Here is a 13832-nt window from a genome sequence, read left to right on the forward strand (position 1 = left end):
GATCATGCCGCCTGTGCCTCGAAAAGTCGGGCGGCGGCATGGAGCCGTTCCCGGGTGACCTGTTTTTCGCCGGCATCGCGCGCGGCGCGTTCAGCGGCATCGCGCAGGCGCTTGGCGGCGGAAATCCGCACCAGCACCGGCTGCTTGTCGACGAGGATGTCGAGCTCCGACCGGGCTTCGTCCTCCCAGGCGACCTGCTCCAGCAGGCGCGACGGCGTCGCTTCGGCGCGGTCCATCTGGCTGGCCAGAGGCAGGATGAAGAACAGCGCGTCGAACAGCGCGTTGCAGACTTCCTGGACGAGATATGTCGCGCCGGAATAGCCCATGTACGGCGTACCCGTATGGCGGCGGATGGCGGCGCCCGGAAAGCTGGCCGGCACATAGATGGCGCGGCTGCCGACCTCGGCCATGTACATGCGCTCGTTATAACTGCCGAACATGATCAGCGGCGGATTGGTCTTGATGGCTTCCAGCACCGCGGCATTGTCGGGCTTGATGCCGGCCGACCGCATGAAGGTGAAGGTGCAGGGCAGCCCGATGTCGTCTTCGAGGAAGCTGCGCAGCCCGCGCGTGTAGGTCTCGGTCGCCACCACGGCGAAGCTGGCGGTGCCGAAGAAATCCTGGGTGACCGAGCGCCACAGGTCCCACAGCGGCTTGATGGTGGTGTGCTTTTCCTTCTCGATGAACGGCTCGGCATCGAGGCCGGTCAGCTCGGCGAGTTTCCGCAGGAACAGCGTCGTCGAATTCAGCCCGATCGGCGCCTGAAGGTACGGGCGCTCGAGCGCTTCGCAAAGCCCCCTGCCCCATTCGCGGTACATGCAGACATTGACCTCGGCATCGGCCAGCCGGCGGATGTCGGCGAGATGGGTGCCCAGCGGGAACACCATGTTGACCTCGGCACCGATGCCTTCGATCAGGCGACGGATCTCGGCGAGGTCGGACGGCATGTTGAAGGTGCCGTACATCGGCCCGATGATATTGACCTTGGGCCTGGCGCCTTCCTTGCGGGGGCGGAGCGGCGGCGTTTTCTTGGGGCCGAACTGCGTCCACAGCCAGGTCAGGGCGCGATCGCCGGCCTGCCACTGGTCTTCATCGATGGTGCGCGGCAGGAAACGCTGGATATTGGTGCCTTCGGGCGTCACGCCACCGCCGATCATTTCGGCGATCGAGCCGGTGACGACGACGGCGGGCAGCGACGGATCGAGCGTCTTCCACGCCCGCTTCATGGCGCCTTCGGTGCCGTCGCGGCCGAGTTCCTGTTCGCCGAGCCCGGTGACGACGATCGGCAGCTCGTGCGGCGGCAGGCCATCGGTATAGTGGAGGACCGAGGTGACCGGCAGGTTCTCGCAGCCGACCGGGCCATCGATGATGACCTGCAGGCCCTTGATGGCGGTGAACGCGTAGACCGCGCCCCAATAGCCGCCGGCCCGATCATGATCGAGGATCAGCGTCATGAGCCGATCGCCTCTTCGGCCTTGGCGGCGGCGAACATCTTGGCGGCGTATTTCGCCTTGAACTGCGGGCGGTCGGTCGGCGTGTCTTCCCAGATGCCGGCCGCATAGCCTTCGCCGACACCGGCGAAGAATTCGCGCATCGTGTCGAACCGCGCCTTGTTGCCGAGCGCACCGTTGATGACCTGGGCGAGGCTGCCGGCGCCGGCCGGACCCATCAGCGGGCGGGCGGAGATGAGGTTGGTGAAATACAGCGCCGGGATGGCTTGGCTCTTGGCGTGCTGGACAACCGGCGTGGTGCCGATGGCGAGATCGGGCTGGAAGGCGTCGACCGCGGCGATGTCCTGTTCGAGGCTGGCGCGATACTGGATATGGACGCCCTTGGCCTCCAGCCATTCACGATCGGGGTCGGACCAGCGGGTCTTGGGGCAGGCCGTGCCGACATAGCGGACATCGGCGCCGCTTTCGACGAGCAGCCGGGCAACCAGCAGCTCGGAGCCTTCATAGCCCGACACCGTGATGCGGCCCTTGATCGGCTTGGCGGCGAGCGCGCCGGCGATCGCGGGCAGGAACTTGTTCTGCGCTGCGGCAACCCGATCGGCGCTGATCCCGCAGGCGTCGCCGATGGCGGCGAGCCAGGCGGCGGTGCCGTCGCGGCCGACCGGCGCACTGCCGACGACGGTGCGGCCGGCCGCTTCGAATTCACGAACCGAGGCTGTGTAGAAGGGGTGGATGGCGGCGACCGCGGCGCAATCGAGCGCCGAATAGAGCTCGCGCCATTCGCGGGTCGGCACGACCGGCCCGGCGGCGAGGCCCATCGGCTCCAGCATCATCGAGATGCCGACCGGGTCGGCGGGGAACATTTCGCCCAAGAGCGTGATCGTCGGCTTGTCGGGGCGTTCGGCAGGCGCCGCGACCGGCCCGGCCATGGCTTCCTTGCGGGCATAGGACAGCATCGCGCCGGCGAGCACATCCTTCGCTTCGGCATGGGTCGGCACGCCGAAGCCCGGCACATCGATGCCGATGATGCGGACGCCGTTGATGACATCGGGCAGCAATTGCAGCGGCACGCCCGACGCCGTCGGCACGCAGAGATTGGTGATTACGATGGTATCGTAAAGATCGGGGTCGGCCATCTGGTGGACGGCGTCGCGAATGTCCTCGAACAGCTTGCCCGTCACCAGCGTTTCGGAGCTGAACGGCACGTAACCGACGGTGCGCCGGGCGCCATAGAAGTGACTGGTAAAGGTCAGGCCATAGACGCAGCAGGCCGAGCCCGACAGGATCGTCGCGGTGCGGCGCATGCGCAAGCCCACGCGGAGCGAGCCGAACGCCGGGCACATCGATTGCGGCTGGTCGTGCGGACCCTTCGGGTAATCGGCGGCATAGCGGTCGAGGATTTCGGACTTGCCGGCCTTCGCCGCGGCGTCACGCATGGTATCGCCGCCAGCATGGCAACCGTCGGCTGTTGCCGCGGGAATGGCAAGATCCACCGGATCAGACATGGTCGTAGACGACCTCCAGGGTGGGTTTGGTTTCGAAGACGCCGCCGCGCATGTCGGCCTGGCTGGCCGGCCGCAGCGTGAAGTTGCCGCCGGTATCCTCGGGCTTGAACAGCGCCAGCAGGCCGTCCTGGTCGAGCGGGGTCGGTCGCACCGGTGGTGCCGTCGCGACATTTTCGGCGAGCTGTTCGAACAACGGGCCCCACTGGCTCTCGCTGGTGCCGATGATCTGATAATTGGCGGATTTCTTGCGAATATCCTCGTGCGCCGGGATCGAAATCAGTTCCGGAATGCCGACCGCTTTCGCAAAGGCCTGGGCTTCACCCGAGCCATCGTCCTTGTTGATCAGGATGCCGGCGACGCCGACATTGCCGCCCATCTTGCGGAAATATTCGACCGCCTTGCAGACATTGTTGGCGACATAGAGCGACTGCAGGTCGTTCGACGCGACGACGATGACCTTCTGGCACATGTCGCGGGCGATCGGCAGGCCGAAGCCGCCGCAAACCACGTCGCCGAGGAAATCGAGCAGGACGTAATCGAAGCCCCAATCGTGGAAGCCGAGCTTTTCCAGCGTTTCGAAACCGTGGATGATGCCGCGCCCGCCGCAGCCGCGACCGACCTCGGGGCCACCCAGCTCCATCGCGAAGACGCCGTCACGCTGGAAGCAGACATCCTCGATGCTGATTTCCTCGCCGGCGAGTTTCTTGCGTGCGCTGGTCTCGATGATCGTCGGCGTCGCCTTGCCCCCGAACAGCAGCGACGTGGTGTCGGACTTGGGATCGCAACCGATGAGCAGCACGCGCTTGCCCTGCTGCGCCATCATGTAGCTGAGGTTGGCAAGCGCGAAGGACTTGCCGCTGCCACCCTTGCCATAGATGGCGATGATCTGGGTTTCCTTGGTGACTTCACCGGTGTGGACGGGATCGGGCTCGATATCGGCTTCCGCGCGCAGGGCAGCGACTTCGTCAAGAAACGCACTGACACTCATGCGATATTTCTCCAGTCGAAGACCATTTTCAGGCAGGCCGGGTCGGAAAAGGCCTGCGGATAGGCGCTTGCCGCCTCGCTGGCCGACACCCGGTTGGTGACGAGGCCATCGAGCGACAGCCGGCCGCTGCCGACCATGGCGATAACCGCCGCCAGGTCGTCAGGCAGGAATTCGGTGGCGATGCGGATGCGCGACTCGCGCCGGAACGCCGGGGCGAAGTTGAAGCTCAAGGGATCGCTGTAGAAGCCGGCGAGGACGATTTCGCCGCCATGGCCCATATGCGCGACCGCGGCGTCGAGGATCTTCGAGTCGCCACTGGCGTCATAGATGCTGCGATAATCGCGGCGATCGTCGCGATCCGGCGTTACCACCGTATAGCCTTCGCCGCCGGCCATGCGGTCGGCATTGATTTCCCAGACTGTCGGCGTGCGGCCCTCGGCAACTGCCATGCGGGCCAGCAGGCGGCCGAGCACGCCATGGCCGATGATGAGGTCGGGCAGCGCACCGCCGGCAAGCGCGTGGCGCGCCGTTGCCGCCAGCGACAGCAGCACGGCCGAATCGCCAAGGCCATCGGGAATGCCGAGCACGCGTGCCGAGCCGGTGACCAGCGTCTGCGCCGAGCCGCCAAACAACCCGCGCGCGCCGATGAATTTGGAAGATCCCGGAACGAAGACCGTTTCGCCGATGCGGCTGCGGCCATTCGCACCGGCGTCGACGACGCGGCCGACGGCTTCATATCCGGGAACCAACGGATAGCCCATGCCCGGAAAGGCTGGCATCGAGCCGTTGAACATCAGTTTTTCGGTGCCCATCGAGATGCCGCTGAAATCCACCGCCACGACCAGGTCGTCGGCGTCCGGCGGGGTCATGCCGAGGCGGCGCAGGGCGACCCGCCCAGGCTCCTCCACAACCACCGCCAATGTTTCCATGTCTGCTCCCCGCGGTGGACAACGAACTGCGCCGTCTTTCCGCTCTGAAGCCATCCTATCCCAACCAAAGCAGTTGTAAAGCGAACTTGACGCTTTTTGGCGTCAAAAAATTTTGACACCTTCTGAGGAACGGTCGTTTCGGCACCCGATCGAGCGCGCCAGGCGCCTGTCAGCGGGTGGCCACCAGCAGGCGCGTGACCATCGGCAGGCCGACCCGCACCTCGCGGACGCGGCCGAAACCCGCCGTGCGCAGCATAGCGGTATAGGTTTCGGCGGTGCGTGGCCGGCCCGAGCCCATCGCCCACAGGTACAGTCCGAAATAGGCGTCTCCCATCGCCTGCGCCCCAGGCGTTCCTGCCATCGGCTCGGCGATCAGCAGCGCCCCCCCGGCCGGCAGCGCCGCATGGACGGCGGCGAGCAGCGCCGCCACCACCGCGTCGTCATGATCGTGGAGGATGCGCACCAGGCTGACGAGGTCGGCGCCCGGTGGAATCGGATCGTCGCGAAAGCTGCCGCCATGAACGGTGACGTGCCCGAGGCCACGCCCGGCCAGCACCTGGCGCGCCATGTCGGCCACCGGCGGCAGGTCGAACAGCGACAGCGCCAGCCCCGGATGCCGCGCCGCGACCTGGGCGACAAAGGCGCCATGGCCGCCGCCGATGTCGAGCAGCCGGCGGTGGCGCCCGAAATCATAGGCATCGAGCACCTGTTCCGCGACCATCGGCTGCGACGCTGCCATCAGCGTCGAATAGGCCTCGGTCCCCGGGTCGGCGGCGCTGGCCCGTTCACCGCGGCCGGCGGCTTCGGCATAGGACCAGAATTGCGCCAGCGCGCCGCCGCCGCGGCCATTGCGGAACATCGCCATTGGGTCGGCAAGATCGGCATAGAACAGCTTGTGGTGCTCGATCATCGCCAGCGCGCCTGTGTTGCTCGACAGCGCCGCGCCGCGCTGGCCGAGCGTCCAGCGATCGCCGGGCAGCGCCTCCACCAGGTCGATCGACGCCGCCGCCGACAACAGCCGCTGCATCGCCGGCAGCTCGAGCCCGGCGCCTTCGGCAAGTTCGGCGGTGCTCGCCGGCGCTGCGGCCAATCGCGCCACCACCCCGGCGTCGACGACAGCGGTCAACGTCTTGGTATAGACGAAGCCAGTGATCACCCTGAACATCTCGTCGGCGTGATGCCGTGCCGTGCCGCGCAGCAGCGGCAGCCGCATCGACCAGCGTTGGAAGCGGGGGTTGGCGAGGATCGCGTTGCGCCGCAGCAGCCAGCGCTCGCGGAGTGTCACGGATTGTGGCGGGGTCATTGTGTCATGGACTCTGGACAGTCACGTTCGCGCGGTCAATCATAAGAGCCATTGGGGAGTCGAGCGTGACGCGGGCAGACGGCGTTGTCATCATCGGGGCGGGGATCGGCGGCCTGTGCGCAGCGGCGCAGCTGGCCGGTGCCGGCGTTCCCGTGACCGTCGTCGAGCGCATGGCCACCCCCGGCGGCAAGCTGCGCACTGTCGACGTCGATGGCGTCGCCGTCGACGCCGGCCCCACCGTCTTCACCGCGCGCTGGGTCTTCGACGCGCTGTTCGAAAGCCTGGGCGAACGACTTGACGACCATGTCACGCTGGTCGCCTCCGAACGACTGGCGCGCCATGCCTGGCAGGATGGCTCCCGCCTCGATCTCTGGACCGATCCGACCCGCAGCCGCGATGCCATCGGTGAATTCGCGGGCGCGGCCGAGGCGCGCGGCCATGACGGGTTCCGCGCCGAGGCGGCGCGCATCTGGACTGCGCTCGAACATCGCTACATGGAGGCGCCGGTGACGACGCCGGTCGGCCTGGCACTGCGTTTCGGCCTCGGCGGCATAGGCGAGATGCTGGCGATCAACCCGTTCGAGACGCTGTGGTCGGCGCTCGGCAAGCATTTCAAGGACCCGCGGCTGCGCCAGCTTTATGGCCGCTACGCCACCTATTGCGGTGCCTCCCCCTATCAGGCGACGGCAACCCTGATGCTGATCGCGCATCTGGAGGCGCGCGGCGTCTGGCTGGTCGAAGGCGGCATGCACAAGGTGGCCGACGCGATCGCCGCGCTCGCTGCGGCGCGCGGCGCGCAGTTCCGCTATGGCGCCGACGTGCGGGAGATCCGCGTCACCGGCGGCCGCGCCAGCGGCGTCGTGCTGGCCGATGGCGAGCACCTGCCGGCGCGCGACGTGCTCGCCAATTGCGATGCCAGCGCCATCGCCGACGGGCGGTTCGGCACGGCCGCCGCCGGCGCCGTCAAGGGCACGGCGCCGCGCGACCGCTCGCTGTCGGCGCTGGTGACAATGATGACGGCCGACGCGACCGGCTTTGATCTCGATCGCCATAATGTTTTCTTTTCCAACGACTATGCCCGCGAATTCGACGATATCTTCAAGCACGGGCGCTTGCCGGCGGCGCCATCCGTCTATCTTTGCGCCCAGGATCGCGGCCTGGGGCCACCACCCGACGGTCCCGAGCGTTTCCAGATCATCGTCAATGCGCCCGCCACCGGCGACGGGCATCCACCAGGCCCAGGAGAAATCGAAGCATGTCAGACGGCGACTTTCGCGGCCCTCGACCGCTGCGGGCTGACATTGCGGCCGCGATCGATGGTGCCGGTGGGGCCGGCGATGTTCGAGGCGCTTTTCCCTTCGACGGGTGGGGCCCTTTATGGTCGGGCCTCGCACGGGTGGCGGGCCAGCTTCCGCCGCCCGGGGAGCCGGTCTGGCCTCAGCGGCCTCTGGCTCGCCGGGGGGTCGGCACACCCGGGGGCGGGCGTGCCGATGGCGGCCTTGTCCGGCCGCTTGGCGAGCGCTGCGATCCTTTCGGCCCGCGCTTCGACCAGGACGTTCCTGCCAATGGCTACCGCTGGTGGTATCTCGACGCCGAAAGCGACGACGGCCGCTTCGGCCTGACCGTCATCGCCTTCATCGGCTCCGTCTTCTCGCCCTATTACAAGGCCAGCGGCCGCGCCGCGCCGGAAAACCATGTCTCGCTCAACGTCGCGCTCTACGGTCCGGGCGCCAGCCGCTGGGCGATGACGGAGCGCGGCCGCGGCGCGCTGTGGCGCGACCGCACGACACTCAAGATCGGCCCCAGCCAGGTCCATTGGGACGGCAATGTGCTGGTCATCGATGTCGACGAGGTCGGCGCCGTCTTCCCAATGAAGACCCGCGGCCGCATCCGGCTGACGCCCGAGGTGCTCGGCCAGCGGCGATTCCGGCTCGATCCGTCGGGCCGCCATGTCTGGGAACCGTTGGCGCCGCGCGCCCAGGTCGACGTCGCCTTTTCCCAGCCCGATGTATCGTGGAGCGGCAAGGGCTATCTCGACGCGAATCACGGCAGCGAACCGCTGGAGGACGGCTTTGCCGACTGGCAATGGTCGCGTGCTCATCTGAAGGGCGGCGAAACGGCGGTGATCTATGAAGGCAAGCTGCGGTCGGGCGACGATTTCGGCATGGCGCTGCGCATCGACAACGACGGCAATGCCGAAGTGATCGAGATGCCGGCGCCGGTCGTGCTGCCGCGTACCGGCTGGCAGGTCAACCGCCTGACTCGCGCCGACGCCGGCCACCAGGCCCGGCTGCGCGCGACCTGGGAGGATACGCCCTTTTATTCACGATCGGCACTGAGCAGCCGGATGTTCGGCGAAGACGTCGTCGCGGTGCACGAATCACTGTCGCTCGATCGATTCCGGTCACCGGTGGTGCAATGGATGCTGCCCTGGCGGATGCCGCGCCGGGTCTGATCCGGCAACGGCCGGACACCGGCACACCTCGCGCGGCTCAGTCCGGCTCCGACACCGGCGGCTTTGGCGCCTCATCGTCCTTGCTCGGCTTGTCGCGCACGGACCAGAGCTGCTGCACCGTAAACACCAGCACGATCCCGAAGGTCATGCCCATCTCGATCAGGCCATAGTATTTCGGATCGATCGACATTGCTGGATTTCTCTGTTTCGCTAGTTGTTATATGGTGACAATAAACTTTGCCAAAGCCAATAAACGTCTTCCCTTCCGACGCGCGGAAGTGATCGTAAATTATACAGGTCCCTCGTTCCCCTCGTATCGCACTGGTGGATGGCGGCGCAAAGACCAGGCCGTGTTGACAAAAGGAATTCCCAAGCTGGCAGCTACGGCAAGTGGAACTCGGTCTATGTCCGGTGCCGGCGCTGGGCCGAACAGGGCGTGTGGGACGCCTTGCTGCAAACACTGGTCGATCTGGGGCTCACCGACGACTGGCAGCCCATGATCGACAGCACCGCGGTTCGCGGCCACGTCTCGGCAGCGGGCGGAAAAGGGGGGCTGTGCGAACGCTTTTGGTCGATCACGCGGCGGCCTTACGAGCAAGGCCCACGCCCGGTCAGACAGTCAAGGACGCCCTCTCGGCTTCATCCTGACCGGGGGCGAGGCCTCGGATTACGCTGCAGCCGACGCGCTGATGACGATCCCCGTAGCGACGCCCAAGGCTCTCCTGGCCGACAAAGGCAGTTCGGTGGTTTCACTTCGCAGGCAGGGTGCTGATTGGTGCAGGTATCGCTTGTGCCCTGCGGCAGCGACCGCTTGACCGGCTGCCACGGCCTTCCCTGGCTGGTCGCCCCTGGCACTGGATCACGCGCCGCGGCCTCTACGGTCAGTATCTGACGGATCGGGTGACGGGCGTCATCGCGCTTGCCGCGGCGGCGATGCTCCCGATAGATGTCGCCCGCCACCTGTCGAGGACCAGTTTCATGAATTTCAACCGATTTCGATTTGCCGTCCTTGCCTTGGCCTCGACGCTCACCCTCGCTGCCGGCGCACAACCGGCGCCCTCCCCCGACAAGACAGCTGCGGCAGTTGCCGGCAATGCCGAAGATGCGCGCCTCACGACCTTTCTGGACGCCGAGTTCGCCGCGTGGGTGAAACTCAACCCCCAACTCGCCACCCGCCTTGGCATCAAGGACGGCGGTGACCGCTGGAACGATCTTTCCGATGCCGCCGCCGTGGCGCAGGTAAAATGGCGCCAGGACAGCGCCGCCCGGATGAAGGCAGCGTTCGACCGCGCCACGCTGTCCCCCGAAGCTCAGGTCAATTACGATATCTGGGCGCTCGAAGCCGAACGCGCGGCCCTTTCCGAAGCCGATCGCGTCTATCGCCCGCCCCTTTATTCGCGGCTGTATTCGGCACATAGCCAGTTGCCCAACTTCCTCGTCAACACCCATAATGTCGCTGATGCGCAGGACCTGAAGAACTACATCGCCCGCGTCCGCGGCGTCCCCGCAGTTCTCGATCTGGCGATCGCCCGCACCGAGGCGAGCGACAAGGCCGGGATCAAGGTACCCAGGTTCCAGATCGAATCCATCATTTCCGGCAGCGAGAGCCTTGTGCGCGGCGCCCCCTTCGACGCCGGACCCGATTCGGCGTTGTGGGCCGATGTGAAATCCAAGACCGAGGCACTGGTCACCGCCAGCAAGCTGCCGCGCGCTGAGGCAGACTCCCTGCTGGCTGAAGCCCGTACCGCCATCGCGGCGATGAAGCCTGCTTACGGCCGCGTGATTACCTGGGCCAAGGCCAAGCTGCCGACAGCGCCGAGCGGCAAGGTGGGTGCCATCACCCTGCCGGGCGGTGCGGCTTATTATGCCCATGAGTTGCAGCTCAACACCACGACCGACCTGACCGCCACGCAGATTCACGCCATCGGTCGAAACGAAGTGGCGCGCATCGAAGCCGAACAGGACGCCCTCGCCCGCACGGCCGGCTTCAAGGACCGCAGCGCCTATTATGCCGAGCGCGCCCGGCTGTTCCCGCCGCGGCCCTATGACGACGCGGCGCGGACGGCATATCTCACCACCGCCAATGCCTTCGTGAAACAGACGCGCACGCTGCTGCCAGGCTATTTCAACACGCTGCCGGCCTATGGCATCGAGGTCGTCCGCGAACCGGCGTTCAGCGAAGTCGCGGGCGGCGCCGCCCATGCATCGCCACCTAGCCCGGATGGCACGCGCCCGGCGCGCACGTTCGTCCACCTGCTGGGCAACACGCCCGACCCGGCCGCGCTCTACACGCTGATGTGCCATGAAGCGGTGCCCGGCCATAATACCCAGGGCGATATCCAGGTCCGCCAGAAGGGCGGGCCAAAGTTCCGCGCCGTGACCGGCTATGTCGCCTTTGGCGAGGGCTGGGGACTTTACGCCGAGAATCTCTGCGCCGAAATGGGCGCCTATCCCGATGTCGCCGCCGATTTCATGCGTCTCGATGCCGAGCTGTTCCGCGCCGCACGCCTTGTTGTCGATACCGGCATCCATGCTCTAGGCTGGACGGAGGAGCAGGCGGCGCGATACATGATGGATACCGGCCGGCAGCCCGAACAGCGCTCGCGCTCCGAAGTGCGGCGCTACATCACGCTTCCCGGCCAGGCCACCGGCTACAAGATCGGCATGCTGAAGATCATGGAGCAGCGGCAGAAAGCCAAAGCGGCGCTGGGGCCGAAGTTCGACATGAAGGGCTTCCACGACCTGCTGATCGCGTCGGGTTCGCAGCCGCTTTTCATTCTGGAGCGCCGCGTCGACGACTGGATCGAAGCGCGCAAATAACGCGCGTCAGGGATCGGAACGACAGCCTCGACCCGGCTGCGTCGTCCTTTCTGAGGGAACCCCGTCAGAACGGATAGACGAGCACCACGCGGCCTATCGTGGCGGTATTGTTGCGCGCGAGCGGCGTTTCCGATGCCTTATCGAATCGGAAGGAGCAGCGCGCCTACAGCGCAGGTTTCAAACATGTTCATCCGTCCGCCAGGAGCCCACGAGCGGTGATGTGCTCCCCGGTTCACGACCAGTCATAACGGGGGTCCGGGGTTTTAGTGGTGCCCGTGGGTGAAGGGCTGTGCGGTCAAACATTCGCGTTCGGACACGGGCGATGGAGATTTTTCTTCCAATGTTGTCTGCACAACAGACGCCACAGGCGTCTGCCGATAACCGTGACGCGCACCTGTTGTGCCGGTTCTATGACCGTCGTTGGGCTTCAGCCTCAATTGCCGCCTGGCGGCAGCATGCGGTTGCTCGCCCGGGACATCGACCTGTGCACCAGGCAAGAAGCACGCGCCGCCGTAGAACGGCGCTCTTAGGAGTCGAACTGGTGAACCACCTTGATCAGGCTCGTCTATCGACCGGGATCGAGGGCCTTGATCAAATACTAGGGGGTGGCCTCGTGCCTGGCTGCGCCTACATCGTCCAAGGGCCACCCGGGGCAGGCAAGACCATCCTCGCCAACCAGGTCTGCTTTCACGTCGCGCTCGAAGGCAAGCGATCGCTATACGTGTCCCTCCTGGCCGAGTCCCACGATCGGATGCTCGGTCATATGAGCACGCTGGACTTCTTCGACCGTGCCGCGGTGCCGGATGCGGTTACATACATCAGTGGCTACGCCACGCTGGCGTCGGAGCGGCTTGCTGGCCTGCTTCGCCTTATCCATGACGAAGTGCGGCGCCACAAGGCGAGCGTTCTCGTGCTCGACGGACTGTTCGTGGCGAGTGACTCGGCATCCAGCGAGCAGGAATTTCGTGCCTTCGTTCATGATCTCCAGGGCTCGGCAGCACTCTATGGATGCACCTTCCTCATCCTGACCAATCAAACCCGGGATCGGGGTGCTCCGGAGCACACGATGGTGGATGGCGGGATCGAACTTCTCGATGAAATGCACGGCGCGCGCTCGATCCGAACCGTGATCGTGAGGAAACAGCGTGGCACGGCGCATGTCCGCGGCCGACACCAGTATCGCATTACGGATTCGGGGCTACAGGTCTTTCCGCGCCTGGAAGCCGTGCTGAGCCGGATCCCTGCCGATGCCGAGACGACAACGCGCGTAACGACCGGCATCGACGCATTCGATACAATGATCGGCGGCGGCTATCCGGTCGGATCGTCGAGCGTGCTCGCCGGGCCCTCGGGGACGGGCAAGACGACAATGGGTCTCCAGTTTCTGTCGCGGTCAACGCCGGAAGAGCCGGGGCTGTTATTCGGCCTTTATGAAACGCCCGCTCGCCTGCGGACGAAGGCACGCAGCATCGGGATCGATATCGATGGCCTGGTAGCTTCGGGTGCACTGGAGATCATCTGGCAGCCACCGGCCGAAAACCTGTCCGACGAACTCGGCTACAAGCTGCTTGAGGCTGTCGAGCGGCGCCAGGTCAAGCGGGTTTTCTTTGATGGCATGGGACCACTTCGTCGCGCATTCGTCTTCCCCGAGCGGCTGCCACTTGCCATCAACGCGATCAACAACAGATTGCGTGAATTACACGCCACGGTGGTCTACTCGCTTGAACTGCCGAGTCTTTTCATGCCGGAGGAGGTTTCCAAGGACGAACTGTCCAGCATGGTCGAGAACGTTATTCTTACCTATTTCGTGAAACCCTCCAACGAGCGGGACGGAAGTGGGCGCGCCGGGGTCGTAAACAGGGAGCTCCTCGTCCTGAAAATCCGGGATAGCGCGTTCGATGCCTATCCAGAGATTTACCATATCACTTCGGAAGGCATGCGTTTCGGCGGCATCGTGAATAACGACCTTCGCCCGCATGCCGCAGTCGGTGATGGCGAAGCCGAATAGAATGGCAACCATCCTGATCGTCGAGGACGAAATGATCATTGCATTGGGAGCTTGCTTGATCCTTGAGGACCAAGGTTACAATGTTCTTCTTGCGCCTGACGGCCAGGCCGGATTGGCGCAGGCATTGGCAGAAAGCCCTAGCCTGATCGTGACCGACTACATGATGCCGCGCATGGACGGCCTCACAATGATCCGCGAACTCCGAGCACGTGGAGTGACTTGCCCGATCGTACTTGCGACGTCGGTGCCGGAAAGCAATATAACGACCGACCCTGGCAGTAGATATGACACCTACCTCTCGAAGCCGTATGGTGATGACGGACTGACAGAGATTGTTCAAAGACTCCTAAATAAGGGTTAAATAAATCCACTG

The 13832-nt window shown here is 65.4% G+C and carries 11 protein-coding genes and 1 pseudogene; 6 read left to right on the forward strand and 6 right to left on the reverse strand.

Annotated features, from left to right (window positions below; genetic code table 11):
- Nucleotides 1-2: 2 nt before the first annotated feature.
- From bchZ to ACP7AI_RS17225, 5 genes are all read right to left on the reverse strand, one after another.
- Nucleotides 3-1454 (reverse strand): chlorophyllide a reductase subunit Z, encoded by a 1452-nt coding sequence (gene bchZ / locus ACP7AI_RS17205; protein ID WP_426170047.1) that lies wholly within the window; start codon nucleotides 1452-1454, stop codon nucleotides 3-5.
- Nucleotides 1451-2887, reverse strand: coding sequence for a chlorophyllide a reductase subunit Y (gene bchY, locus ACP7AI_RS17210; RefSeq protein WP_426170049.1), 1437 nt, complete (start codon nucleotides 2885-2887; stop codon nucleotides 1451-1453). The genes bchZ and bchY overlap by 4 nt, the downstream gene beginning before the upstream one ends.
- 61 nt (nucleotides 2888-2948) lie before the next feature.
- Nucleotides 2949-3944, reverse strand: coding sequence for a chlorophyllide a reductase iron protein subunit X (locus tag ACP7AI_RS17215; protein WP_426170052.1), 996 nt, complete (start codon nucleotides 3942-3944; stop codon nucleotides 2949-2951).
- Nucleotides 3941-4873, reverse strand: a complete 933-nt coding sequence (gene bchC / locus ACP7AI_RS17220; protein ID WP_426170055.1) for a chlorophyll synthesis pathway protein BchC — start codon at nucleotides 4871-4873, stop codon at nucleotides 3941-3943. Before bchC ends, ACP7AI_RS17215 begins: the two co-directional genes overlap by 4 nt.
- A gap of 169 nt (nucleotides 4874-5042) precedes the next feature.
- Nucleotides 5043-6158 (reverse strand): methyltransferase, encoded by a 1116-nt coding sequence (locus ACP7AI_RS17225; protein ID WP_426170058.1) that lies wholly within the window; start codon nucleotides 6156-6158, stop codon nucleotides 5043-5045.
- A gap of 83 nt (nucleotides 6159-6241) precedes the next feature.
- On the opposite strand from ACP7AI_RS17225, the gene crtD reads away from it, so the two are divergent.
- Both crtD and ACP7AI_RS17235 read left to right on the forward strand, forming a co-directional pair.
- A complete protein-coding gene (crtD, locus tag ACP7AI_RS17230; RefSeq protein WP_426170061.1) occupies nucleotides 6242-7798 on the forward strand; it encodes a 1-hydroxycarotenoid 3,4-desaturase CrtD in 1557 nt (518 codons plus the stop codon).
- A gap of 122 nt (nucleotides 7799-7920) precedes the next feature.
- The gene (locus tag ACP7AI_RS17235; protein ID WP_426170064.1) at nucleotides 7921-8631 is read left to right on the forward strand and encodes a hydratase; all 711 of its coding nucleotides are present in this window, start codon (nucleotides 7921-7923) and stop codon (nucleotides 8629-8631) included.
- 37 nt (nucleotides 8632-8668) lie between these two features.
- Here the strand turns inward: ACP7AI_RS17235 and ACP7AI_RS17240 are convergent, their stop codons facing one another.
- Nucleotides 8669-8821, reverse strand: coding sequence for a hypothetical protein (locus ACP7AI_RS17240; RefSeq protein ID WP_426170066.1), 153 nt, complete (start codon nucleotides 8819-8821; stop codon nucleotides 8669-8671).
- Between the two features lie 192 nt (nucleotides 8822-9013).
- Between ACP7AI_RS17240 and ACP7AI_RS17245 the strand changes: the two are divergent.
- From ACP7AI_RS17245 to ACP7AI_RS17260, 4 genes and pseudogenes are all read left to right on the forward strand, one after another.
- Nucleotides 9014-9395: pseudogene (locus tag ACP7AI_RS17245) on the forward strand (IS5 family transposase); the annotation flags it as partial.
- Between the two features lie 214 nt (nucleotides 9396-9609).
- The gene (locus ACP7AI_RS17250; protein WP_426170068.1) at nucleotides 9610-11451 is read left to right on the forward strand and encodes a DUF885 domain-containing protein; all 1842 of its coding nucleotides are present in this window, start codon (nucleotides 9610-9612) and stop codon (nucleotides 11449-11451) included.
- A 541-nt stretch (nucleotides 11452-11992) separates the two neighbouring features.
- Nucleotides 11993-13459, forward strand: a complete 1467-nt coding sequence (locus ACP7AI_RS17255; protein ID WP_426170070.1) for an RAD55 family ATPase — start codon at nucleotides 11993-11995, stop codon at nucleotides 13457-13459.
- A gap of 1 nt (nucleotide 13460) precedes the next feature.
- Nucleotides 13461-13820, forward strand: coding sequence for a response regulator transcription factor (locus tag ACP7AI_RS17260; RefSeq protein ID WP_426170072.1), 360 nt, complete (start codon nucleotides 13461-13463; stop codon nucleotides 13818-13820).
- The last annotated feature ends 12 nt before the right edge of the window (nucleotides 13821-13832 follow it).

Source organism: Sandarakinorhabdus sp. DWP1-3-1 (assembly GCF_049896705.1).
GTDB lineage: Bacteria > Pseudomonadota > Alphaproteobacteria > Sphingomonadales > Sphingomonadaceae > Sandarakinorhabdus.